Raw genomic sequence first — 20916 nt, 5'->3', positions numbered from 1 at the left:
TCACTTCAGGACATGGGTGAGGAACTGGCGCGTGCGCTCTTCGCGCGGCGCGGAAAACAACTGGGTGGGTGCTGCGCATTCGACGATCTTGCCGCCGTCGAAAAAGATCGCTCGGTCGGCTACTTCCCGCGCGAAGCCCATCTCGTGGGTGACCACCACCATGGTCATGCCCTCAGCGGCCAGTTCCTTCATTACTTGCAGCACCTCGTTGACCGTCTCGGGGTCAAGCGCCGAGGTTGGCTCGTCGAACAGCATCAGCCGGGGCTGCATGGCCAGCGCCCGGACGATGGCCACCCGTTGCTGCTGACCACCCGAGAGTTCGGCTGGCATGGCTTGCGCCTTGTGCTCCAGGCCGACCCGTTCCAGCAGTTTCATCGCCATGGCCTCCGCATCGGCGCGGGACAGGCCGCGTAGCTTCATCGGTGCTAGGGTCATGTTGCGCAGGATGCTCAGGTGCGAAAACAGGGTGTAGTCCTGGAACACCATGCCGACCTCGTCGCGCAGCCGGGCCATCGATTCACGGCTGCTGTTCGAACCGGTCAGCATGATCTCGCCAGCCGTCGCCGGTTCCAGGGCGTTCAGGCATCGGATCAGGGTGGATTTGCCCGAGCCGCTGGGCCCGATCACCACCACTACTTCGCCTTCGTGTATATCGAGGTCGACGTCCTGGATGACCTCGGTGTCGCCAAAGCGTTTGCGCAGGCCGCGTACGGTCATCAAGGTGTTCATGATTGCGCGAGCCTCTCGGTCGCGGCTTGCAGTGCCTGCTGCGCCTCGCTCTGGCGCTGGCGACGACATGCGTGACTGGCTCGCTCCTGCTCCAGGCGTTGGCGCGCGGCATCGATCTGTACGCGTTGGGCACTGGCTGCCGGACCGCCGGGCAGGCTGCGCGACCTGACATTGGTGATCGGGTCCAGAGCCTCGCGAACCTGCTGTTCGTTCAGACCTAGGGAGCGGCCAAGCTGCTGCTGGGCAGCGCGTTCGACCATCGCGCTGTCGATGCGACTTGCCGGCAGCCCATCGTCCATCGCCTGGCGTACTACCGCGCCGACGACGTGGTGCGCCTCGCGGAACGAGAGGTCGGCCGCGCTGACCATTAGGTCGGCCAAGCCAGTAGCGGTGGAGAAGTCTTCCGCCGCCTTGCGCAGCCCGGTTTCCAGATTCGGCCGCGCCGTCCGCAGGACCAGATCCAGCAGGGTCAGGCATTGCTGGCATTCCTGTGCCGACTCCCAGAAGCCGCGCATGCTCTCGCGATTGCCGTCGCCGGTATGGGTGAAGTTTGTGCCTTTGATGGTTGCGGCTGAGGCGACCAGTGAGCCGAGTATCTGCCCGGTACGCCCCTTGAGGTACTCCAGGACCACCGGGTTCTTCTTCTGCGGCATGATGCTGGACGTGCCGGCGACGCTGTCCGGGAAATCGATGAGTGCGAACTCGTGGGTCGACCAGACGAAGAAGTCTTGCGCCACGCGGCTCCAGAACACCGCCAGGAGGGTCATCTGCGCCATGCTTTCCAAGGCGAAATCCCGCGAGCCGACCGCGTCCAGGGTGTTTTCCAGGAAGCCGTCGAAACCTAGCAGCTCGGCGGTGCGCGCACGGTTGATGGCGAACGGCGTGCCGGCGAAGGCGGCGGCACCCATGGGGCTGCGGTTCATGCTGTCGAGGGTCGCCGCCAGGCGCCGGCAGTCGCGTTCTAGGGCCTGGGCAACGCCGGATAGGTAGAAACCGAAGGTGATTGGCTGTGCTGGTTGCAGGTGGGTGTAGCCCGGCATGATCGCATCGGTGTATTTCGCTGCCGCGTCCAGGGCGCTCTGGCGCACGTTGTAAAGCGCGTCGAGCAGGTCCATGAGGACGTCGCGACCGCGCAGGCGGTCTAGGGTCGCCAGCAAATCGTTGCGGCTGCGTCCGATGTGCAGGCGCCCGCCGATGTCGGTGCCGACCTTCTCGATCAGGTGTGCCTCGTAGTTGAAATAGGCGTCTTCGCGCAACGGATCGAGCGTCACGGCTTGCGGGCCGACCTGCTCCATTTCGAGCACGCCGCGAGCCAGGGCGACGGCCACTGGCGCGTCTATCAGGCCGCATTCGGCAAGCATGACGATATGGGCCTTGTTGACGTCACCGAGATAGCCGAAGCCATCGGCGAACCCTGCGAGGCGCGGTGCGTAGATGAGGTCGCAGACTTCCGCTGCGGTGGGTTCTTTGAGTCGACGGCTGACTTTGGATTCGAGCATGGGAATAGGCCTTCTGGACATCAGGACTGAGGTTGGCCGAGTCGGGACGCGTTGCGGCCCAGGCGACGTTCGAGGTAGCGGCTGAGCCAGGTCAGCGCGCTGCAAATGACGAAGTAGACGAGAAGGACCACGCTGTAGACCGTGAAGGCGGGGTTCACGCCCCCCATCATGGTGCTGCGCTCGACGATGATCTGACCGACCTTGAGGAACTCGCTGACACCGACCAGTGCACCCAGTGACGTGGCCTGTACCAGCAGGGTTAGCAGGCCGGTATAAGCCGGCAGGATCGCCTTGAGCGACTGCGGCACGACGATGTACACATAGATGTGCCAGGGCCGCAGGCCGAGCGCCCAGGCGCTCTTCCACTGGTGCCGCGGCACCGAGAGCAGACCGCCACGCACGATTTCTATGCCGTTGGCGCTGCCCCACAAGGTCAGGCCAAGGGTCACCGCGGCGAAGGGGCTAAGGTTGACCCCCAACAGCGGCGCGCCGAAGAAAATGAAAAACACGTTGACGATCAGCGGTATCGAGCGGAACAGCTCGACGTAACCGTGGATCGCCCAGCTTAGCGGGCGGTTCTTCACCGTGGCCAATGTGCCGAGCACGACTGAAATCAGCGTGGTGAACATCAGAATCACCAGTGCCAGCTTCAAAGTCATGAGCAGGCCCTTGGAGATGAACCCCCAGTTCTCGATCACGAATTCCATGACGGCCTCATTGTTGGAATGGACGTTGCAGGCGTGCTTCGAGGCGTCCCGCGAGCAGGGCCAGGACCGCCACCAGAGCGAGGTAGATCACGCAGATGGCGGCGAACATCTCGATGGCGCGGAAATCCGTGGCGATACGGTCCACCGCGACGAAGGTCAGCTCGGCCAGTCCGATGGTCTGCAGGTATGCCGAGTTCTTCAGCAGCGAGATGGCCGTGTTGAGCATGGCCGGCAGGCTGATGCGAAAAGCGATGGGCACCGCGATCAGGCGGAAGAACTGCCGCGACTGCAGGTTGAGCGCCATGCCTGCCTCCCGCAGTCCCTTGTCGATTGTGGCCAGGCCCCCGCGCAGATTCTCGATCTGGTAGGCGCCCGCCCAGAGTGACAGGCAGAGCACGCCCGACCAGTACAGCGACAGCTTCATGCCCACGGCAGGCAGGCCGTAGAAGATGAAGAACAGCTGTACCAGAATCGGCGTGTTGCGGATCAGCTCGACATAGATCATCACCAGTTGCGACAGCGCTGGCAGCTTGAACAGCCTGACGCCAGCACCCAGCACGCCGATCAGTAGCGACAGGACGATGCTCAGTGCCGAAACCTGGAGGGTCATCCATAACCCGTCGAGCAGGGCAGGCCACTGCGTGAGCAGGTAGTCGAAATCGAAGCTCATGGGAAACCGCCGATCAGTGGGATTCTTCTGGCTTGGGCTGCTCGAACACGCTCAGGTAGTAGCCGCGGATGGCTTCCGGAACGTATTGCTCGATCCACGGGCGGAAGAGCCGTTCCTCGTGCATGCGCTCGACGGCGGCGGAAAGGTAGGTTTGCCACTCGTCCTCGCCCTTGCGCAGACCGATGGCTGCGTCGGAGATCTGGAACGGCTCCTGGACCAAGCGCAGCGAATCGTCGTTGCCCGTCACCACTACCAGGGTCGCGGCGTCGTGGGTGTAGGCATCGGCGCGGCCCTGTCGGAAGCTCTGCAGCGCATCGGCGGCACTGTTCAGGCGCAGGGTCTTTACCTCTGGCATACGCTCTTCGAACCACTTGGCCTGCACCGAGCCCTTGAGCGTTGCCAGGGTTTTGCCCTTGAGGTCGTCGATCTCTTCGATGCCGCTGTCCTTGCGTACCAATACGTCACTAGCACCCCAGCGATAGGGCTGGGTGAAGGCGATCACGCGCTGGCGTTCCGGGGTTACGCCTAGAGTGGCGATCAACAGGTCGACCTTGTGGCCGAGCAGCTGAGGCACGCGGTTTTCCGCGGTGACGCAGGTAAAGGTCACCTTGTCCTTGGAGCCGAGGGCCCATTCGGCGATCTGCCGGGACATTTCCACCTCGACTCCGGCGAAGTTGCCGTTGTTGTCCTGGTAGCCGTAAGGCGGTTGGTCGCAGCGCACGCCTGCGCGCAACTTGTCCTGCTTGCTGATGGATGACGGCACGGGCGGCATGCCCTCAGCGGCCACCGAATGGGTGGCGAATCCGAGCGAAGTGGCCATGACAAGGGCGAGCTGAAGCTTGGGGAACGATGGCATGGGTGTCTCCTGTTTGTTGTTATCGCAATGGGTGAGCCTGAGCTCGAGCGGAACCATGGCAGTTAGGAGTAGCGGAACGTTGATATGAGCCTCGCTGTGCGTTCCGATCACATTGGCGCGGGCCTTGGCTGAAGTTTTAAAGGGAATGGCTCATACTGACAAATGCCAATACGCCACGTGTCCATGCGTAAATGATATGGGGATGCCATGAACTTCAAGCAGGTGGAAGCCTTCCGGGCCGTGATGCTGTCCGGCTCCATGACCGCTGCGGCCGAAGCGCTGCATACGTCACAGCCCAATATCAGCCGGTTGATCGCGCAACTGGAGCGCCTCAACGGTTTTGCCCTGTTCGAGCGAATAGGCAGCCGGCTGGTCCCAACCGATGAGGGCACGGCATTCTTCAACGAAGTGGACAGAGCGTTCATCGGTCTGCGCAACCTTGAGCACTCGGCGCGGCACATTCGCCAGCTCGGCACCGGGCGGATACGCATAGGCGCCGTGCCGTCGCTGTCCCTTTCCGTGCTACCACGGGCCATCCAGCACTTTCGCGAAGATCATGAGCAGGTTGCGATCTCGCTGCATACCAGTGACTCGACGACGGTAGCGCGCTGGGTCGCTTCGCAGTTCTGCGATTTCGGCTTGGTGTCGTTCATTGGTGAGGAAACCCCCGGGGTACGGGCACGTTTGATCGGCGACTTGCCTGCGGTGTGCATCTTCCCAAAAGGTCATCGTCTAGCGGCGTTGGAGCGCGTCGGGATCGATGATCTCGCCGGGGAGGAGTTCGTCTCGCTGGCGCACGACGACGGCACTCGGCGCCGCATCGATCGGCTGTTCCTGCAGCATGGGGATTGTCGCAAGCACAGCCTCGAGGCGCCCTATGCCGCGATCATCTGCGCCATGGTCGGTACTGGACTCGGGGTAAGTATCGTCAGCCCTCTGGTGGCGCAGGGCTACCTACATGCCGGCATCGAGGTGCGTCCGTTCGCTGCCGATTTCAGTTTCACTAGCTATCTGCTGTACGCCGATCACCGACCGCAGAACAATCTGGGTTCGCGCTTCGCGACTTTGCTACAGGCGATGTTCCTTGGAGAAAGAATGGAAGCCGGGACTGCCGAGCAGGTAGGGTGACACCCAAGGCAGCGCTATGGCCGCTGTGGTGTATTCCGCTAACCTTGCGCGCCATCGAACCGGGCGAAGCCATCGTGCGGCCGCTTCGTTTCGGTTCGCGCTCGCGACCTCGCTCAGATGAGGCACTCGATTTTCGATGCCCTGATGAGCCATCTTTATCGTGCAGGAGCAGGTTTTTTCATGCGTTTTGCCCGTAGACAAGGGCTCGCCGCCTGGCCGGCCTCGGTGCCGTCGGTCTGGCCGGCAGTGGCGCCCGCTACTGGCTGGGGCGCCCGGCCGAAGGCAGGCTTCTGCCGCAGCGAGCCGCTATTCAAAGCACGTCGGGTCAGTGACATCACCACAAGTCTGAGCAATCAGCTTGCCGGTGAACGCTACCGTTTCGAGCAAGGCAATCAAGACGAGTAACGAAAGTCCGTCAAATCCATCGCCGCGACGTTGGGTGATACGTGGGAGATCGCGGTTGAAGAAGCTGTCGGTCACGTCATCCGGCGGCTGTCTAACGAAGTGAAGACGCCTGGCTTGGTCAAGCTGACCGCGATCACGGTTCCCGACTGCGAGGCCATGCGTGAGCTTTGGTCGCTGTTCCGGGCTGCTGCACAGCGCCGCCGCTGCGTTGAACCGCCCGCTGCCGAGGCCAGAGACACGACACTGACAGCGGAGATTGACACCTTGGCGGCCTGGGCGGACATCCTTCGGCAGCGTCAGGGCGCTGCGAGATTGCCCTGAATCCTTGGCGTCACTCAATTTGGAATGGAGTGGGAATGATCGCCTGACAGCAGGCAGGCGAGCCCCGGTATTCGCCGGGGCTTTGCGTTTTTTCAGCCTATGACGGCTGCAGTGTCGATACGACGCCAGATGGCTTCTGACAGGCTGTAGAGCGCGAACGCGATGAGCCCGATCCCAACCAGTGCGAGCCAGAACGTACCGAAGGGTAGGGTTTGCAGGGCGTTGAGCGCATCCTCGAGGCCTGGCGGTTGCGTCGGCTCGTAGCGCCTGCCGCCGCTGAAGAGCATGCCGGCAACCACCAGGAACGCCGCGCCGCGCGCGATCAGGCCAGCACGCGAAATGGGGCGGACCCAGCGCATCACCTGTTCGGAGGCGTAGAAGTAGCGTTCGAATTTTGCCTTCCAGCCTTTGATGATGTGGGCGATGCCAACGCCCAGCGGAATCAGCGCCACGAGGTAGACCAGATAATTGGAGAACCGCCAGCCGAGCAGGCCGGACAGGAAGTCGCCGCCCCCACCGCCCCCATCTTGTGACTGACCAAGCGAACTGCCGAGCAACCCGAGCGTGAACAGCGCGAGCAAGCTGTAGGTGGTTGCGCTGCCGATCAGGCCGGCGCGTATCGCCAGTCCCTTGGCGTCTGTGCCGTGGTTTTCAGGGTCGGTGATCGCCTGGGTCAGTCGCCAGGTCGCGTAGGCGGCGAGGCCGACGACCATGATCCAGAGCAAGGTCTCGCCGAAGGGTTGCCCCAACAATTGCACCAGTGCGCCTTCGGTGCCGACGGTGTCGCCGTTGCCGCTGGCTGCCAGGAACGCGAACGCGCCGATGATGAGATAGACGACGCCACGCGCGGCGTAGCCGCTTCGGGCAAGCCAGACGATGCCGCGGGACAATTCGCCCTTCGGGTGCAGGACGTGCGTTTGCATTGAAAATCCTCCGGGTGTGGTCGATTGAAGCCCTTGGCAGTTGTAGACGCCTGTTCGCCACCCGGCGTTCGCCTCGGTGGGTTCGGCGCGTACGGGGAGGATGCCCCGTGAGGCCGAAGCCTGTAGCATGATGCAAATGCGAGATATTCCTTTTTCGGCGTTCAACCAGGCGCGCCGCTCGCACGTTTTTTTGGAAGCACAATGACTTTTACCCGAAGAAAGATCCTGACCGGGCTGGCGGGGCTGGCCGCTCTGGGCGTTGCCGGTGGCGGCGCCCGCTATTGGCTGGGGCGCCCGGCCGATCCTGTCTCGCATGACTATGAGTTGATCGCCGCGCCCAAGGAACTCGAGCTGGTTGCCGGCCATCTCACGCCTGCCTGGTGCTACGGCGGTCAGGCGCCCGGGCTCGAGCTGCGTGCGCGCCAGGGCGACTGGCTGCGGGTGCGCTTCACGAACCATCTGCCGGAGCCGACGACCATCCATTGGCACGGTATTCGTGTACCCCTCGACATGGACGGCGTGCCCTACGTATCGCAACTGCCGGTACTGCCGGGTGAGTCCTTCGTCTATCGTTTCAAGGTCGAGGATGCCGGCAGCTTTTGGTATCACCCGCACACCACCAGCGCGGCACAGTTGGGCCGCGGATTGGTTGGGCCGCTGATCGTCGAGGAGCGAGCCCCCTCGGGATTCACCCATGAGCGCACGCTATGCCTGAAGAGCTGGCACCTGGACAAGCAGGGCGCGTTCACCGCTTTCAGCGTGCCACGTGAGGCTGCTCGAGGTGGTACGCCTGGGGTGTTGTCGACGGTCAATGGTGAGCACGCCCCGGCGCTGGAGCTACCGGCGGGCCAGGTCGTCCGGCTGCGTATTCTCAACCTCGACAACACCCTGACCTACCGGCTCAACCTTTCGGGTGGAGAGGCGCGCATCTACGCGATCGACGGGCACCCGGTGGCCCCGCGCGCGTTGGGCAAGGCGTACTGGCTGGGCCCTGGCATGCGGCTCGATCTGGCGCTGCAGGCGCCAAGCCCGGGCGAAGAGGTGTCGTTGCGCAATGGCCCGCTGCGGCTGGCAACGCTCACCGGTGTTGGCGATATGGGCGAACCGGTCTGGCCCGAAGCCTTGCCGCGCAACCCGATCGCCGAACCGGACACCGAGCAGGCCGAGACTTTGCGGTTCAACTTCGAATGGTCGGGAACGCTGTCCAGCGAGGCGGGTGCGGGCGACGCCTTCACGTTCTGGCAAGTCAATGGTCAGGCCTGGGATATCAACGACAAGACCTGTGCAGACCGGCCGATCGCCACATTGAAGAAGGGGCGGCATTACATCTTCGAGCTGCGCAATCTCAGCCAATATCAGCATCCCATCCACCTGCACGGCATGACATTCAAGGTGATTGCGTCCAACCGCAAGCGCATCGACCCCTGGTTCACCGACACCTATCTGTTGGGCAAGAACGAGACGGCACGCATTGCGCTGGTGGCCGATAACCCCGGCGTCTGGATGTTCCATTGCCATGTCATCGATCACATGGAAACGGGCCTGATGGCAGCGATCGAGGTGGTATGAGCCGATGGGCTTCGGGGTGTGTGACAACCGACCCCGGGCTCAAGGGGCGCAAGAGGGGCAGGGCGGGTAGAATTCTCCGAACCACACCTTCAATCGCAAGGCCGCTATTGGCCTGCACACGAACATCGAGCGACATGAAAAGACCCCAGATCATCGATCGCAGCCAGGATGACCACTTCATGCGCGAGGCGTTGGCGCTCGCGGCGCAGGGGGCCGCGTTGGGGGAAGTGCCCGTTGGCGCCGTACTGGTGCATGAGGGAAAGGTGGTTGGCCGTGGCTTCAACTGCCCGATTTCTCGTCATGACCCCAGCGCACACGCCGAGATGGTCGCGATCCGTGACGCGGCTTCAGCCCTGGAGAACTACCGGTTACCCGGCAGCACGCTGTACGTCACGCTGGAGCCCTGCAGCATGTGCGCGGGCTTGATCGTCCACGCTAGGGTTCAGCGCGTGGTGTTCGGCGCCACCGAGCCCAAGGCCGGCGTCGCCGCCAGCCGGGGGCAGTTCTTCGAGCAGGCGTTCCTCAATCATCGGGTGCTGATCGAAGGCGGCATACTGGCCGAAGCGTGCAGTGCGATGCTGAGCGACTTTTTCCGTCAGCGGCGCATGCTTGGCCGCGGCGACACGGGGCAGGTCATTTCCACCGCTGAATGAGCGTTCAGATATCGCTGCTGTAGCGCCGCACGCCACTTTCCGGAAATTTCTCGTGCGCCGCGATGCTGCCTTGTGCGGGAAATACCACCAGATGGTCCGCAGCAATCGCAATGCCGACCGATTCCCCGGTGCGAAAGTCGGCGTGGCTGGGAAAGATGCCTTCGAGCTGATTACCGGTCGGCAGCTGTAAGCGATAAAGCGTCGAGGCGCCGAGAAATGTCTTGCCGACGATCAGGGTTTTCAAAGGGCTGTCGGGCGCGTAGACGATGTCATCGGGTCGCAGAAGGACGTCAACCGAGCTGCCTGCAGGCATCACGTAGGCGCGATTGCCGCGGATGACGCCCAGTTCGGTCTGCACGGTCTCCGGGTCGAGCAGCTGGCCACGAATGAAATAGCCCTGGCCGATGAAGCTCGCGACGAAGGGAGTCAGCGGTTCGTGATAGAGGTTATAGGGCGTATCCCACTGCTCGAGCCGGCCATCCTTGAACACGCCGACCTGATCGCTGACGGCGAAAGCTTCTTCCTGATCGTGCGTAACCAGAATGGCGCTGGTACCGCGGGCCTTCAGGATTTCGCGTACCTCGTGGCTCAGGCGCCGACGCAGATCGCCGTCCAGGTTGGAGAAAGGCTCATCGAGCAAGAGCAGTTCGGGTTCCGGCGCCAGGGCCCTGGCTAGCGCGACGCGCTGTTGCTGGCCGCCAGAGAGTTCGTGAGGGTAGCGTTTGCCAAGCGGCGTCAGATGAACGAGTTCGAGCATGTCACGCACGGTTCGCTCGTAATCGGGCTGCTTGCGTATCCCGAATGCGACGTTCTCGGCCACCGTCAGATGAGGGAAGAGGGCGTAGTCCTGGAAAACCATCCCGATCCGGCGCTTTTCGGGGGCCAGCGTGTGGCCCTTGCGTGATATCAGGGTGTCGCCGAGCAGGATCTCGCCAGCGCTGACGGGCTCGAAGCCGGCGATTGCCCGCAGCGTGGTGGTCTTGCCGCAACCGGAAGGGCCCAGCAGGCAGCCGATCTCGCCGCGGTTGAGGTGCAGGTTGAGATGGCGTACGACGCTCTGCGCGCCGTAGCCGCAGTCCAGTTCCCGCAGCTGTAGCAGCGGTCCGCTACTCATGCGTGGTGATAGGCCGGTTCGACGAGGAATTCGAGCAGCGCCTTCTGCACGTGCAGCCGATTTTCAGCCTGGTCCCAGGCCACCGAACGAGGGTCATCCAGCAGGTCCTCGCTGATTTCTTCGCCCCGGTGGGCAGGGAGGCAATGCATGAACAGCACGTTGGGCGCGGCCACGTCGAGCAGTGCTCGGTCGACTTGATACGGGCGGAACGTTGCGATGCGGGCGGCTACTTCGTCTTCCTGGCCCATCGACGCCCAGACGTCCGTACTGATCAAGTGGGCGCCTTCGGCCGCAGCCCTTGGATCGCGTAGCAGCTGAACCCGGTCCCCCGCTTGCGCCATCAGCTCGGCGTTGGGTTCATAGCCTTCGGGACATGCGACACGCAGCTGGAAGTCGAACTGCATGGCCGCTTCTATATAGGAGTTGCACATGTTGTTGCCGTCGCCGATCCAGGCGACCGTCTTACCGGCGATGCTGCCGCGGTGCTCGTGGAAAGTCTGCATGTCGGCCATCAGCTGGCAGGGATGCAGGTCATCCGAGAGGCCGTTGATGACCGGCGCTACGGAGTGAGCCGCAAATTCGGTCAACGTCGAGTGGGCGAAGGTCCGGATCATCACCGCATCGAGCATGCTAGACAGCACGATCGCCGAATCGCAGACCGGCTCCCCTCGGCCCAGTTGGGTGTCCCGCGTGGACAGGAAGATCGCCTGTCCGCCGAGCTGGATCATCCCCGCCTCGAACGACACGCGCGTACGCGTCGAGGCTTTTTCAAAAATCATGCCCAGGACGCGGTTCTTCAGCGGTTCGAACAGGACGCCGCGCTTGCGCAGATCCTTCAGCTCGATGCCGCGGCGCACCAGGTCGATCAGCTCCTGGGGCGTGCAGTCCATCAGTGAGAGAAAATGCCTTGCGCTCATATCAACTACCTTTGTTGCCGCCGCCTCGGCCGGGTTTCGCGAGAAAAAGAGAGGCCTACGACAGCGGGTCGCATGGGGAGCGACGAAACGGGAAAGGCGCGATCTTATCCAGAAAGGCTTTGCAGGCGCAAATCGGCCTGGGACTTGTAAAGACGGGCGCTGGACGGCTCTGGCGCGAGTCTGGAGAGGCGCTTGCGGCTGTTCAAAGCCGAGTCCCGTGCTCGGCTTTCCTGCTCGAGTTCTGTACAATGCGCCGCAATCGTGACCTAGCCGAGGTGCCCCATGGATATCATCGAAACCATCAAAGAGCAGATCGAGAAGAATCCGGTGCTGCTGTACATGAAAGGCTCGCCTAATGCGCCCCAGTGCGGTTTCTCCGCCCGCGCCACTCAGGCGGTGATGGGATGTGGCGAAAAGTTCGCCTATGTCGACATCCTGCAGAATCCGGAGATCCGCGCCAACCTTCCCAAGTACGCGAACTGGCCGACCTTTCCGCAGCTGTGGGTCAATGGCGAACTGGTTGGCGGCAGCGACATCATCCTCGAGATGTTCGAAAAGGGTGAACTGCAGACCCTGATCAAGAGCGCCGCGCAGAAAGCCGATGCCTGATCATTGCCAGCGTCAAAAGAAACCCGCCTGATGGCGGGTTTCTTGTGTCTGGACATGACGAAACGATGCGACCGTTACTCGTCCATTTGCGACTGCAGGTAGTTTTCGATGCCGACCTTGTCGATGAGGCTTAGCTGGGTTTCAAGCCAATCGATGTGCTCTTCCTCGGATTCGAGGATGTCCTCGAGCAGCTCGCGGCTGCCGTAGTCACCAACGCTTTCGCAGTAGGCGATCGCTACCTTCAGATCCTGGATGCCGCTCTGCTCGAGCTTGAGATCGCAGTCGAGCATTTCCCGGGTGTTCTCGCCGATCAAGAGCTTACCGAGGTCCTGCAGATTGGGCAGGCCTTCGAGAAACAGAATGCGCTTGATCAGCTTGTCGGCATGCTTCATCTCATCAATGGATTCCTCGTACTCGTGCTTGCCGAGTTTGCCGAGGCCCCAATCTTCATACATGCGCGCATGAAGGAAGTACTGGTTGATGGCAACCAGTTCATTGCCGAGGATCTTGTTGAGATGCTGAATGACCAGCTTGTCGCCTTTCATGTCTGTACCCTGCGCCGAATCGGGTTCGTGATCTGCGCAGTCTGGCCGTGAAGCAGGGGGCTGTCAAACCTAAGTCATTGAATGTTAAAGGGTAAACAGGAATAAGAATACGTCTGTTCCGCGCCTCGCAAGCAACGTCTTGATTTGCAGGCAGAAAAAAGCCGGGCGATGGCCCGGCTCGGGAAGTCGATTGTGGTATCAGGCTGGTACGAAGCCAGCCGGATAGCCAAGAGCGGCATTGGCGCTCTGGATGTCGCCGAGCGTGTCGCGAACGACTTGCTTGGCCAGGCAGGCACATTTGCCACATTGGGTCGCGACACCTGTCGCTTCACGGACATCACGATAGCTACAGCAACCTTCATAGATGGCTTCACGGATCTGGCCGTCGGTAACGCCCTGGCAAAGACACACGTACATAGAACTACCCGTTGGGTCTGCGAATGGTTGTGATGCTAAATATAATGAGAATGATTGTCAAAGCGCGCTCGTCGGATTTTGCACTGCTCGACTCGATCGGTCGTGGGGAGCTGCCCGGCCGGCCGATGGAGTACACTGCGCACCCTTTTTCTGCCCGGAGCCGCCATGGCCCTGCAAGCCACGCCCTATAGAGTCGAGATCAATCTCACCGACCTGGACCGTAGCGTCTATCAGGACCTGCGTTTCACTGTGGCTCGGCATCCGTCCGAGACGGAAGAGCGTCTGGTGGCGCGTCTGATCGCCTATGTGCTCTGGTATGGCGAGCAGCTGGCGTTCGGTCGCGGCTTGTCGGATGTCGACGAACCGGCGCTGTGGGAGAAGAGCCTGGATGATCGCGTCTTGCACTGGATTGAAGTCGGCCAGCCCGATGCCGAGCGCATTACCTGGTGCTCTCGGCGTGCCGAGCGCTTCAGTCTGGTGGCCTACGGCAATCTGCGGGTGTGGCAGTCGAAGGTGCTCGACACAGTGCGCAGCCTGAAGAAGATCAACGTGGTCGCCGTGCAGCAGGAGGCGCTGGAAACGGTCGCCACGGACCTGCCCCGGGCCATCAACTGGAGCGTGATGATCAGTGAAGGCAGCTTGTTCATTACCGACGAGCGGGGCCAGCACGAGGTCCCGCTGCAATGGCTGATCGGCGAGCGCGACTGAGTAGCCGAGTGAGTGCCGACCGGAGCCAGGGCTCCGGTCGATTCGTTATCAGGATTGCCAGAACTGCAACAGCGCGTTGAACGACATCACCACACCGACGGCGGTCGCGATCATCGCCAGCAGCCCGAACAGAAGCATCCAGGTCGGATGCCTGTAGCGATCGCCGACGATGCTCGGCTTTTTCGCGGCCCAGAGTACGCAACCCAGGGCCAGCGGCAGCACCAGGGCGTTTAAGGTGCCGGCGACCACCAACACTTTCACCGGCTGACCGACCAGGCTGTAGATCAGCGTTGAGCAGGCGATGAAAGCAATCACCACCCAGCGGTTGTGTCGCTCGATGCCGTCGTGCAGCGAATACATGAACGTCACGCTGGTGTAGGCCGCGCCGATCACCGATGAGACCGATGCGGCCAGCAGTACCACGCCGAATATCTTGTAGCCGATCGTTCCCATCGAATGCGAGAACACCGAGGCGGCAGGGTTGCCCGGATCCAGCGCCAGGCCCTGACTAACCACCCCCAGCGCCGCCAGGAACAGGCAGATCCGTACCACGCCGGTGGTGGCGATGCCCGTCACGGCGGCGCGCGTGACCACGCCGACGTTCTCCACGCCGGTGATGCCCGCTTCGACCAGCCGATGTCCGCCCGAAAACGAGATGTAGCCGCCGACCGTGCCACCGACCAGCGTCACGATGGGCAATAGCAGGATCAATGGGTCATCGGGGTTGAGGCTGCGATTGAGTGCCTCCAGCAGAGGCGGGTTCGACTGCAGCATCGCGTAGCCGATCATGCAGAGCATCACCAGCCCCAGTAGCTGCATGACCGAGTCCATCACCCCTTTGGCGTTGCGCAGCAAGAACAGGCCGATGATGAGCACCGCGGCGATGAGCGATCCTGTCACCGGCGGGATGCCGAAGATGACGTTCATCGCCAGTCCCGCGCCTCCGATGTTGCCGATGTTGAATGCGATGCCCCCCAGCACGATGAACGCCGAGATCAGGTGGCCCACACCCGGCAAGACGCGGTTGGCCACGTCCTGCCCGCGCAGATTGGCAACCGTGATGATGCGCCAGATGTTGAGCTGGGCACCAATGTCGATCAGCAGCGAAATGACGATGGCGAAGGCGAAGCTTGCCAGGTATTTCTCAGTGAACAGTGACGTCTGGGTGAGAAAGGCGGGCCCGATGGAGGACGTCGCCATGATGAAGATGGCGCCGCGCAGTACGTTGCGTTGCGACGTGGGTGTAGAGCTGACAGATTGCGTGGTTTGCATTGGATACCTTCATTTCTTTTTGGCGTTGGGGCAGGTAGGGAATGCAGCCGGAATGCCCGGCGGAAATCGTTGTTGTTGGATACTGCGTAGCGCGTTGCTCCTTCAGATGACGCCGAGCTGTTCGTCGCGTAGGTCCGTGATGAACATGTGCCCCGGGGCATGCGTGATCACCAGTTCGGGCCTGGCCTGCATCGCGACTGCTTGAGGCGTCACGCCACAGGCCCAGAACACCGGAACCTCCCCCTCGCGCACCTGTGAGGCTTCGCCGAAGTCGGGTTTCGCCAGGTCCGCGATCCCCAGTCGGGCCGGGTCGCCAATGTGTACCGGCGCGCCATGCACTGAAGGGAAGCGCGAGGTGACCTGCACGGCGCGTACCACCTTGTCGGCGGGCATTGGCCGCATGCTGACCACCATGGGCCCGCGCAATGTGCCGGCTGGCTGGCAGGCGATGTTGGTGCGATACATGGGGACGTTGTGCTGATCCTCGATGTGCCTGACCGGAACGCCATTGGCGAGCAGGGCGCCCTCGAAGCTGAAGCTGCAGCCGATCAGGAAGGCGACCATGTCGTCTTCCCAGAAAGCGGTGATGTCCGGAACTTCCTGCTCGAGCTCGCCGTTGCGGTAGACGCGGTAGCGCGGAAAGTCGGTGCGGATGTCGGCGCCGGGTGCAGCACGCCGTGGATCGAAGCTCCCCACGTCGGTGACGTCCAGAAGTGGACAGGGTTTGGGGTTGCGCTGGCAGAACAGCAGAAAATCGTAGGCGAGATCACGCCTTACGATCATCAGGTTGGCTTGCGCGTAGCCGTTGGCCAGGCCTGCTGTGGGGCCGCTCAGCTCGCCCTGGCGTATTCGCTGGCGCAGCTCGACCGGGGACAGGTGGCGGTAGCGTGTCGTGTCCATGTTTAGCGCTCCACGGGTTGTTGTTGCCAGGCCGCCAGCAGGCGGCGTTGTTCCTGTTGGGCGCTTTGCAGCGCCACCGGCTTGAGCCGCAGCACGCTTGCCGGCAAGCACTGCGCCAGCTGGGCGACCGCCAGCGGCGTCAGCGCGCCGAGCCGGGGATATCCACCAATGGTCTGTCGATCATTCATGAGCACGATCGGCTGGCCATCAGGCGGCACCTGGATCGCCCCCAGCGGGACACCTTCTGAAATCATCGATTGCCGCGTGCTGCGTAGCACCGGGCCCAATAGACGAATGCCCATGCGGTCGGCACGTTGGTCGACCGTCCAGTCGCTGTTGAAGACGTCGAACAGACTTTGCCCACTGAAATCACCGATCTGCGCGCCCAGCACCACCGGCAGAGGGCCGCTTGGCAGAAGCCGCGCGGGCTGCCCCGTTGGCAGTTCGCGCGGTGCTGGCGCAGTGCCGTTCCAGTGCAGACGATCCTCGGCCTCGAGCGGGCGGCCATCGCCATGCAGGCCGCCGAGCTGCTCGCGGCGCACCGTGGCGCAACTGTCCAGCACGGGTGCTGCCGCGAAGCCCCCGGGAGCGGCCAGGTAGGCGCGTACCCCCTCGCGAGGCTGCGCAAAGGTCAGTCGTTGCCCTTTACGGATGGTGAAGCTGCGTCCGGGCAGCAACGGTTGATCGTCCAGCGTCGCGTTGAGGTCAGCGCCACAGATCGCGAGGCAGGTATCCGCTTCGGCGCGCAGCGTGACATTGCCCAGCGTGATCTCGACCGTTGCCGCGTCTGGCGGGTTGCCCAGCAGCCAGTTCGCCCAGCCTTGCGAGACCCAATCGAGAGCGCCGCCCTGGGTCACGCCCAGATGACGCACGCCGAACCGGCCACCGTCCTGCAGGCTGGCCAAGGCGCCGCTGCGTTCGATAATGAGGCTCATGGCGTCACCTCGAATGGGCGGTCGTCACCACCAAGCCGGACGAACTCCGCGTGATCGATAGGCTGAAAGCGCACCCGATCGCCAGGGCGCCAGATGCTGTAACCCTCCAGGGTTCGGTCGAACAGGCGGGTCGGGCTGCGCCCGATCAGGTTCCAGCCGCCTGGAGAAACCAAGGGATAGATAGCGGTCTGGCGGTCGGCGATTCCCAGGCTGCCGGCCGGAACCTGTTTGCGCGGCGTTTGCAGCCGCGGACTGGCGAGACCTTCTTCTACCAGGCCCATGAAGGCAAAGCCCGGCGCAAAGCCCAGCGCGAAGACCTGATAGGTGCGTGCGCTGTGCCGCTCGATCACGCCGGCTACACCGAGCCCGCTGCGCTGGCCGAGCGCCTCGAGCTCAGGGCCAACGCTTGGGTCGTACCAGACGGGGACTTCCAGCTCACGGGACTGGCCGCTGGTCTCGGGCTTCAGGTCATGCAAGGCGTTGGCAATGCACTGCCGCGCCTGGCCGTCGTCCAGCTGCGCCAGATCATAGTGCACCAGCAGGGTGGTATAGGACGGCACCAGGTCGACCAGCGCCGCGCCGAAGGCCTCACGCAGCCGCTGTGCGGCCGCGAGCAACCAGGGCATGTGGGCTTCGTCGATTTCGTCGAACAGGCGCAGCATCAGGCAGTCGATACCGACCACTTCGATTCGCGGGGTCATGCCTCGAGGTCCTTCAAGGCGTGTCGAATACGCTGGACCGCGGCGATGGAGCCGGCGTTATCGCCATGTACGCACAGGGTGTCGGCGCGCAGGATCAGTTCGGAACCGTCGCTGGCCGTGAGCGATTCGCCTCGCGCCAGCTTCAAGGCCTGGGTCGCCACGGTTTCGGCATCATGATGAACGGCGCCCGGCAAGGCGCGGGAAACCAGCATGCCGGCGGCATCATAGGCGCGGTCGGCGAAGACCTCGAACCAGAGCGTGATGCCAAGTTCATCGGCCATGGCTTGTGCGTCGTTGTTGTCGCGGGTCGACATCAGCATCAGGGGCAGCGAAGAGCCATAGGCCCTGACCGCGCGCATCACCGCGGCCAGCAGTTCGGGTTTGCGCATCATGTCGTTGTAGAGCGCACCGTGCGGCTTTACATAGCGCACCTGAGTGCCTTCGGCCCGGCAGATGCCGTCAAGCGCACCGATCTGGTAGAGCAGCATGTTCTCCACCTCGTCCGGGCTGCAGGCCATGGAGCGGCGTCCGAAGCCGACCAGGTCGGGGTAGGCCGGGTGCGCGCCGATCCTCACCCCGTGTTGCACGGCCAGTGCGACGGTCCGGCGCATGATCTGGGGATCGGAGGCGTGAAAACCGCACGCGATATTGGCGCAGTCGATGAATGGCATTACCTCGGCGTCCAGCCCCATCGTCCAGGCGCCGAAACTTTCGCCGATATCGCAATTGAGAAGCAGAGGTTTCATAACCATCCTCGCTAACGGCGGTTCAGGGGAGTCGAAAATCTGGTACAACATTGATAAAACGTCAACGATTTATCAATAAATTTTTCTGTTTGGAGCCGGTCGGCCCTGCGTTGCGCATTGCTGTATGCTTGCGCTCCTCGATTCATAAGGGGCGTCGTAGCGCTTCGCCCTGACAGTTCATGGTCTACAAGATGGTTGATTCCAAATCCCCGCGTCCGTTGCGATCGCCGATCGTCGCCTCGGCGCACCTGGCCGAGCAGTCTCAGGAGTTGTCCGAGCTCGAATACGGCATCATCGTCGCCAGCGCCGCGCTGATGCGCTGGATGGAGCGCTGCATGAAGGCCTCTGGCGCCGTGGAAATGAACGCGCTGGATGTCATGGTGCTGCACAACCTGACCAGCCGCGGCCGTGCGAAGCGACAGGCCGACATCTGCCTGCTGCTCAATGTCGAAGACACCCACACCGTGACCTACGCGCTGAAGAAGCTCGGCAAACTCGGTCTGGTCGAGGGTGAGAAGCAGGGCAAGGAAATGTTCTACCGGACCACCGACAAGGGCCGCGCCCTCTGCCAGGAATACGCCGATATCCGTCGCGAATGCCTGATTGCCTCGTTCGAGAACCTTAACGTCGACCCGGAAGAGATCCATCGCCTGGCCGGGTTGCTGCGTGCCATGTCCGGCCTCTACGACCAGGCGGCGCGCGCTGCCACTTCGCTTTGATCCCGTTTACGCTGCAGGCCGGATAACCCTCACAGATGCGCATCGAACCCCGTCCACTTCCCGAGCGGCTTCCCGACCTGGGCAACCTGCCGCCGCTGCTTACGCGGCTGTATGCGGCGCGCGGTGTCACCTCGGCAGAGGAGCTGGACAAGGGGCTCGCGCGGCTCATTCCCTATGCGCAGCTCAAGGGCATCGACGATGCGGTGACATTGCTCGTCGATGCCCTGGAGCGGCGTCAGCGCATCCTCTTCGTCGGTGACTTCGATGCCGACGGCGCCACCGCGAGTACGGTCGGTGTGCTGGGGCTGCGGCAGCTCGGTGCCGCGCACGTGGATTACCTGGTGCCCAATCGCTTCGAGTACGGCTATGGCCTGACTCCGGAAATCGTGGCTGTGGCACTTGATCGCCAGCCAGACCTGCTGGTCACGGTGGACAACGGCATCTCCAGTGTGGAGGGTGTCGCCGCGGCCAAGGCGGCGGGGCTCAAGGTGCTGGTCACTGACCACCATCTGCCGGGCCAGGAACTGCCGCTGGCCGATGCCATCGTCAATCCCAACCAGCCGGAATGCACCTTCCCGAGCAAGTGCATCGCCGGTGTCGGGGTGATCTTCTACGTGCTGCTGGCCCTGCGCGCGCGGCTGCGCGACCTCGGCTGGTTCGCCCGTCAGGGCTGGGCCGAGCCGAACCTGGCCGAGTTGCTCGATCTGGTGGCGCTGGGCAGCGTCGCCGACGTGGTGCCGCTGGACGCCAACAACCGCATTCTGGTTCATCAGGGCCTGGCGCGAATTCGCGCGGGGCGGGCTCGGCCGGGCTTGCGGGCGATTCTCGAGGTGGCGGGACGCGATCACCGGCGGATAACCTCGACCGATCTCGGCTTCATCCTCGGCCCGCGGCTGAATGCGGCAGGGCGTCTCGACGACATGGCGCTGGGCATCGAGTGCCTGCTCTGCGAAGACGAAGCGCTGGCGCGCGACATGGCCGTGCAGCTCGATCAGTTGAACCAGGACCGCAAAGGCATCGAGCAGGGCATGCAGCGCGAGGCGCTGGCGCAGCTCAAGGATCTGCCGCTGGAAGACCTGCCGTTCGGTCTGTGCCTGTTCGAACCGGACTGGCATCAGGGCGTGATCGGTATTCTTGCCTCCCGGCTGAAGGAGCGCTATCACCGACCCACCATTGCCTTTGCCGATGCTGGCGAGGGGATGCTCAAGGGCTCGGCGCGGTCCGTGGCGGGCTTTCACATTCGCGATGCGCTGGACGCCGTGGCCGCCCGTCATCCCGGCTTGATCAGCAAGTTTGGGGGGCACGCGATGGCGGCGGGCCTGTCGTTGCCGGAAGCGCACTTCGGTGCCTTCGCAGAGGCGTTCGATGCCGAGGTGCGACGGCAGCTGTGCGAAGACGACCTTACCGGGCGGCTGCTCACCGACGGTCAATTGAGCATCGAGGAATTCCATCTGGAGCTGGCTCGAGCGCTGCGCAATGCCGGACCCTGGGGGCAGCATTTTCCCGAGCCGCTCTTCCATGGCGTGTTCCAGTTGATCGATCAGCGTCTGGTCGGCGGAGAGAAGCACCTCAAGGTGGTGCTCAAGAGCCAGTGCGGTTCACTGACCCTGGACGGCATCGCCTTCAACGTCGACCGTGAGCGCTGGCCCAACCCCTCGGTTCGCTGGGCAGACGTCGCCTACAAGCTGGACGTCAACGAATATCGCGGCCGCGAAAGCGTGCAGTTGCTCGTCGCGCACATCGCGGCGCGCTGACGTCACGCTGGACGGCTGATTGCCGCCGAGATCGCCGAACGCATGCGCGCCTATGATCGGCCCGCTGAATCGGTGCCTATTTGTCATCCCCTGCTTGATTGGCGGCTTCGCGGTGTCGG

At 62.9% G+C, this 20916-nt stretch carries 23 protein-coding genes; 8 read left to right on the top strand and 15 right to left on the bottom strand.

Annotation, left to right across the window (positions count from 1 at the left end; genetic code table 11):
- From MST27_RS11980 to MST27_RS11960, 5 genes are read right to left on the bottom strand one after another with little or no spacing between them, the layout of a single operon-like run.
- On the bottom strand, positions 1-729 hold the full coding sequence (locus MST27_RS11980; protein ID WP_275973195.1) for an amino acid ABC transporter ATP-binding protein: 729 nt from the start codon (positions 727-729) through the stop codon (positions 1-3).
- Complete coding sequence (gene argH, locus MST27_RS11975) at positions 726-2228, bottom strand: argininosuccinate lyase (protein WP_243606170.1); 1503 nt, start codon at positions 2226-2228, stop codon at positions 726-728. Before argH ends, MST27_RS11980 begins: the two co-directional genes overlap by 4 nt.
- Positions 2229-2248: 20 nt before the next feature.
- Positions 2249-2935 carry an amino acid ABC transporter permease gene (locus MST27_RS11970; RefSeq protein WP_243606169.1) on the bottom strand — a complete coding sequence of 229 codons (687 nt, stop codon included), beginning with the start codon at positions 2933-2935 and terminating at the stop codon, positions 2249-2251.
- A gap of 7 nt (positions 2936-2942) precedes the next feature.
- A complete protein-coding gene (locus tag MST27_RS11965) occupies positions 2943-3605 on the bottom strand; it encodes an amino acid ABC transporter permease (protein WP_243606168.1) in 663 nt (220 codons plus the stop codon).
- A gap of 13 nt (positions 3606-3618) precedes the next feature.
- Positions 3619-4461, bottom strand: a complete 843-nt coding sequence (locus MST27_RS11960) for a transporter substrate-binding domain-containing protein (RefSeq protein WP_243606167.1) — start codon at positions 4459-4461, stop codon at positions 3619-3621.
- 207 nt (positions 4462-4668) lie between these two features.
- Here MST27_RS11960 and MST27_RS11955 point away from each other — a divergent pair, with 207 nt between their 5' ends.
- Complete coding sequence (locus tag MST27_RS11955; RefSeq protein WP_243606166.1) at positions 4669-5589, top strand: LysR substrate-binding domain-containing protein; 921 nt, start codon at positions 4669-4671, stop codon at positions 5587-5589.
- 180 nt (positions 5590-5769) lie between these two features.
- Positions 5770-5994 carry a hypothetical protein gene (locus MST27_RS11950; RefSeq protein ID WP_243606165.1) on the top strand — a complete coding sequence of 75 codons (225 nt, stop codon included), beginning with the start codon at positions 5770-5772 and terminating at the stop codon, positions 5992-5994.
- Positions 5995-6407: 413 nt separating this feature from the next.
- On the opposite strand, the gene MST27_RS11945 is transcribed toward MST27_RS11950, so the two are convergent.
- Entirely contained in the window at positions 6408-7238 is an 831-nt protein-coding gene (locus tag MST27_RS11945) for a DUF1206 domain-containing protein (protein WP_243606164.1), read from the bottom strand.
- Positions 7239-7439: 201 nt separating this feature from the next.
- Here MST27_RS11945 and MST27_RS11940 point away from each other — a divergent pair, with 201 nt between their 5' ends.
- Positions 7440-8807: a multicopper oxidase family protein gene (locus MST27_RS11940; RefSeq protein WP_243606163.1), complete on the top strand. Its 1368-nt coding sequence runs from the start codon at positions 7440-7442 to the stop codon at positions 8805-8807.
- A gap of 134 nt (positions 8808-8941) precedes the next feature.
- Positions 8942-9460: a tRNA adenosine(34) deaminase TadA gene (gene tadA, locus MST27_RS11935; protein ID WP_243606162.1), complete on the top strand. Its 519-nt coding sequence runs from the start codon at positions 8942-8944 to the stop codon at positions 9458-9460.
- A gap of 4 nt (positions 9461-9464) precedes the next feature.
- On the opposite strand, the gene MST27_RS11930 is transcribed toward tadA, so the two are convergent.
- Both MST27_RS11930 and argF read right to left on the bottom strand, forming a co-directional pair.
- Entirely contained in the window at positions 9465-10574 is a 1110-nt protein-coding gene (locus MST27_RS11930) for an ABC transporter ATP-binding protein (protein WP_243606161.1), read from the bottom strand.
- The gene (argF, locus tag MST27_RS11925) at positions 10571-11491 is read right to left on the bottom strand and encodes an ornithine carbamoyltransferase (RefSeq protein ID WP_243606160.1); all 921 of its coding nucleotides are present in this window, start codon (positions 11489-11491) and stop codon (positions 10571-10573) included. The genes MST27_RS11930 and argF overlap by 4 nt, the downstream gene beginning before the upstream one ends.
- Before the next feature lie 282 nt (positions 11492-11773).
- On the opposite strand from argF, the gene grxD reads away from it, so the two are divergent.
- The gene (gene grxD, locus MST27_RS11920; RefSeq protein ID WP_243606159.1) at positions 11774-12100 is read left to right on the top strand and encodes a Grx4 family monothiol glutaredoxin; all 327 of its coding nucleotides are present in this window, start codon (positions 11774-11776) and stop codon (positions 12098-12100) included.
- A 74-nt stretch (positions 12101-12174) separates the two neighbouring features.
- Here the strand turns inward: grxD and bfr are convergent, their stop codons facing one another.
- Entirely contained in the window at positions 12175-12645 is a 471-nt protein-coding gene (gene bfr, locus MST27_RS11915) for a bacterioferritin (RefSeq protein ID WP_243606158.1), read from the bottom strand.
- Between the two features lie 198 nt (positions 12646-12843).
- The gene (locus MST27_RS11910; RefSeq protein ID WP_243606157.1) at positions 12844-13062 is read right to left on the bottom strand and encodes a bacterioferritin-associated ferredoxin; all 219 of its coding nucleotides are present in this window, start codon (positions 13060-13062) and stop codon (positions 12844-12846) included.
- A gap of 165 nt (positions 13063-13227) precedes the next feature.
- On the opposite strand from MST27_RS11910, the gene MST27_RS11905 reads away from it, so the two are divergent.
- The gene (locus MST27_RS11905; RefSeq protein ID WP_243606156.1) at positions 13228-13770 is read left to right on the top strand and encodes a YaeQ family protein; all 543 of its coding nucleotides are present in this window, start codon (positions 13228-13230) and stop codon (positions 13768-13770) included.
- Between the two features lie 48 nt (positions 13771-13818).
- On the opposite strand, the gene MST27_RS11900 is transcribed toward MST27_RS11905, so the two are convergent.
- From MST27_RS11900 to MST27_RS11880, 5 genes are all read right to left on the bottom strand, one after another.
- The gene (locus MST27_RS11900; RefSeq protein ID WP_243606155.1) at positions 13819-15042 is read right to left on the bottom strand and encodes an NRAMP family divalent metal transporter; all 1224 of its coding nucleotides are present in this window, start codon (positions 15040-15042) and stop codon (positions 13819-13821) included.
- Positions 15043-15144: 102 nt separating this feature from the next.
- On the bottom strand, positions 15145-15942 hold the full coding sequence (locus tag MST27_RS11895) for a putative hydro-lyase (protein WP_243606154.1): 798 nt from the start codon (positions 15940-15942) through the stop codon (positions 15145-15147).
- Between the two features lie 2 nt (positions 15943-15944).
- Entirely contained in the window at positions 15945-16877 is a 933-nt protein-coding gene (locus MST27_RS11890) for a 5-oxoprolinase subunit C family protein (RefSeq protein WP_243606153.1), read from the bottom strand.
- On the bottom strand, positions 16874-17578 hold the full coding sequence (gene pxpB, locus MST27_RS11885) for a 5-oxoprolinase subunit PxpB (protein ID WP_243606152.1): 705 nt from the start codon (positions 17576-17578) through the stop codon (positions 16874-16876). The genes MST27_RS11890 and pxpB overlap by 4 nt, the downstream gene beginning before the upstream one ends.
- On the bottom strand, positions 17575-18324 hold the full coding sequence (locus tag MST27_RS11880) for a 5-oxoprolinase subunit PxpA (RefSeq protein ID WP_243606151.1): 750 nt from the start codon (positions 18322-18324) through the stop codon (positions 17575-17577). Before MST27_RS11880 ends, pxpB begins: the two co-directional genes overlap by 4 nt.
- A gap of 191 nt (positions 18325-18515) precedes the next feature.
- Between MST27_RS11880 and MST27_RS11875 the strand changes: the two genes are divergently transcribed.
- Together MST27_RS11875 and recJ are read left to right on the top strand one after the other, a co-directional pair.
- Positions 18516-19043, top strand: a complete 528-nt coding sequence (locus tag MST27_RS11875; RefSeq protein ID WP_243606150.1) for a winged helix DNA-binding protein — start codon at positions 18516-18518, stop codon at positions 19041-19043.
- Between the two features lie 35 nt (positions 19044-19078).
- Positions 19079-20797 carry a single-stranded-DNA-specific exonuclease RecJ gene (gene recJ, locus MST27_RS11870; protein WP_243606149.1) on the top strand — a complete coding sequence of 573 codons (1719 nt, stop codon included), beginning with the start codon at positions 19079-19081 and terminating at the stop codon, positions 20795-20797.
- Positions 20798-20916: the final 119 nt, after the last annotated feature.

It is taken from the genome of Stutzerimonas marianensis, from assembly GCF_022810315.1.
Classification (GTDB): domain Bacteria; phylum Pseudomonadota; class Gammaproteobacteria; order Pseudomonadales; family Pseudomonadaceae; genus Stutzerimonas; species Stutzerimonas marianensis.
The sequence above is the reverse complement of the archived record's forward strand: the minus strand, read 5'-3'. Positions and strand labels throughout refer to the sequence as shown.

Bases quoted from the DNA above. Each gene is read 5' to 3' on its own strand.
- MST27_RS11970 (WP_243606169.1), bottom strand. From the start codon at position 2,935: ATGGAATTCGTGATCGAGAACTGGGGGTTCATCTCCAAGGGCCTGCTC.
- MST27_RS11955 (WP_243606166.1), top strand. From the start codon at position 4,669: ATGAACTTCAAGCAGGTGGAAGCCTTCCGGGCCGTGATGCTGTCCGGC.
- recJ (WP_243606149.1), top strand. From the start codon at position 19,079: ATGCGCATCGAACCCCGTCCACTTCCCGAGCGGCTTCCCGACCTGGGC.
- MST27_RS11930 (WP_243606161.1), bottom strand. From the start codon at position 10,574: ATGAGTAGCGGACCGCTGCTACAGCTGCGGGAACTGGACTGCGGCTAC.
- grxD (WP_243606159.1), top strand. From the start codon at position 11,774: ATGGATATCATCGAAACCATCAAAGAGCAGATCGAGAAGAATCCGGTG.
- MST27_RS11965 (WP_243606168.1), bottom strand. From the start codon at position 3,605: ATGAGCTTCGATTTCGACTACCTGCTCACGCAGTGGCCTGCCCTGCTC.
- MST27_RS11960 (WP_243606167.1), bottom strand. From the start codon at position 4,461: ATGCCATCGTTCCCCAAGCTTCAGCTCGCCCTTGTCATGGCCACTTCG.
- MST27_RS11895 (WP_243606154.1), bottom strand. From the start codon at position 15,942: ATGGACACGACACGCTACCGCCACCTGTCCCCGGTCGAGCTGCGCCAG.
- MST27_RS11900 (WP_243606155.1), bottom strand. From the start codon at position 15,042: ATGCAAACCACGCAATCTGTCAGCTCTACACCCACGTCGCAACGCAAC.
- MST27_RS11945 (WP_243606164.1), bottom strand. From the start codon at position 7,238: ATGCAAACGCACGTCCTGCACCCGAAGGGCGAATTGTCCCGCGGCATC.
- MST27_RS11880 (WP_243606151.1), bottom strand. From the start codon at position 18,324: ATGAAACCTCTGCTTCTCAATTGCGATATCGGCGAAAGTTTCGGCGCC.
- argF (WP_243606160.1), bottom strand. From the start codon at position 11,491: ATGAGCGCAAGGCATTTTCTCTCACTGATGGACTGCACGCCCCAGGAG.
- MST27_RS11905 (WP_243606156.1), top strand. From the start codon at position 13,228: ATGGCCCTGCAAGCCACGCCCTATAGAGTCGAGATCAATCTCACCGAC.
- MST27_RS11950 (WP_243606165.1), top strand. From the start codon at position 5,770: ATGCGTTTTGCCCGTAGACAAGGGCTCGCCGCCTGGCCGGCCTCGGTG.
- tadA (WP_243606162.1), top strand. From the start codon at position 8,942: ATGAAAAGACCCCAGATCATCGATCGCAGCCAGGATGACCACTTCATG.
- pxpB (WP_243606152.1), bottom strand. From the start codon at position 17,578: ATGACCCCGCGAATCGAAGTGGTCGGTATCGACTGCCTGATGCTGCGC.
- MST27_RS11890 (WP_243606153.1), bottom strand. From the start codon at position 16,877: ATGAGCCTCATTATCGAACGCAGCGGCGCCTTGGCCAGCCTGCAGGAC.
- MST27_RS11980 (WP_275973195.1), bottom strand. From the start codon at position 729: ATGAACACCTTGATGACCGTACGCGGCCTGCGCAAACGCTTTGGCGAC.
- bfr (WP_243606158.1), bottom strand. From the start codon at position 12,645: ATGAAAGGCGACAAGCTGGTCATTCAGCATCTCAACAAGATCCTCGGC.
- argH (WP_243606170.1), bottom strand. From the start codon at position 2,228: ATGCTCGAATCCAAAGTCAGCCGTCGACTCAAAGAACCCACCGCAGCG.
- MST27_RS11910 (WP_243606157.1), bottom strand. From the start codon at position 13,062: ATGTACGTGTGTCTTTGCCAGGGCGTTACCGACGGCCAGATCCGTGAA.
- MST27_RS11940 (WP_243606163.1), top strand. From the start codon at position 7,440: ATGACTTTTACCCGAAGAAAGATCCTGACCGGGCTGGCGGGGCTGGCC.
- MST27_RS11875 (WP_243606150.1), top strand. From the start codon at position 18,516: ATGGTTGATTCCAAATCCCCGCGTCCGTTGCGATCGCCGATCGTCGCC.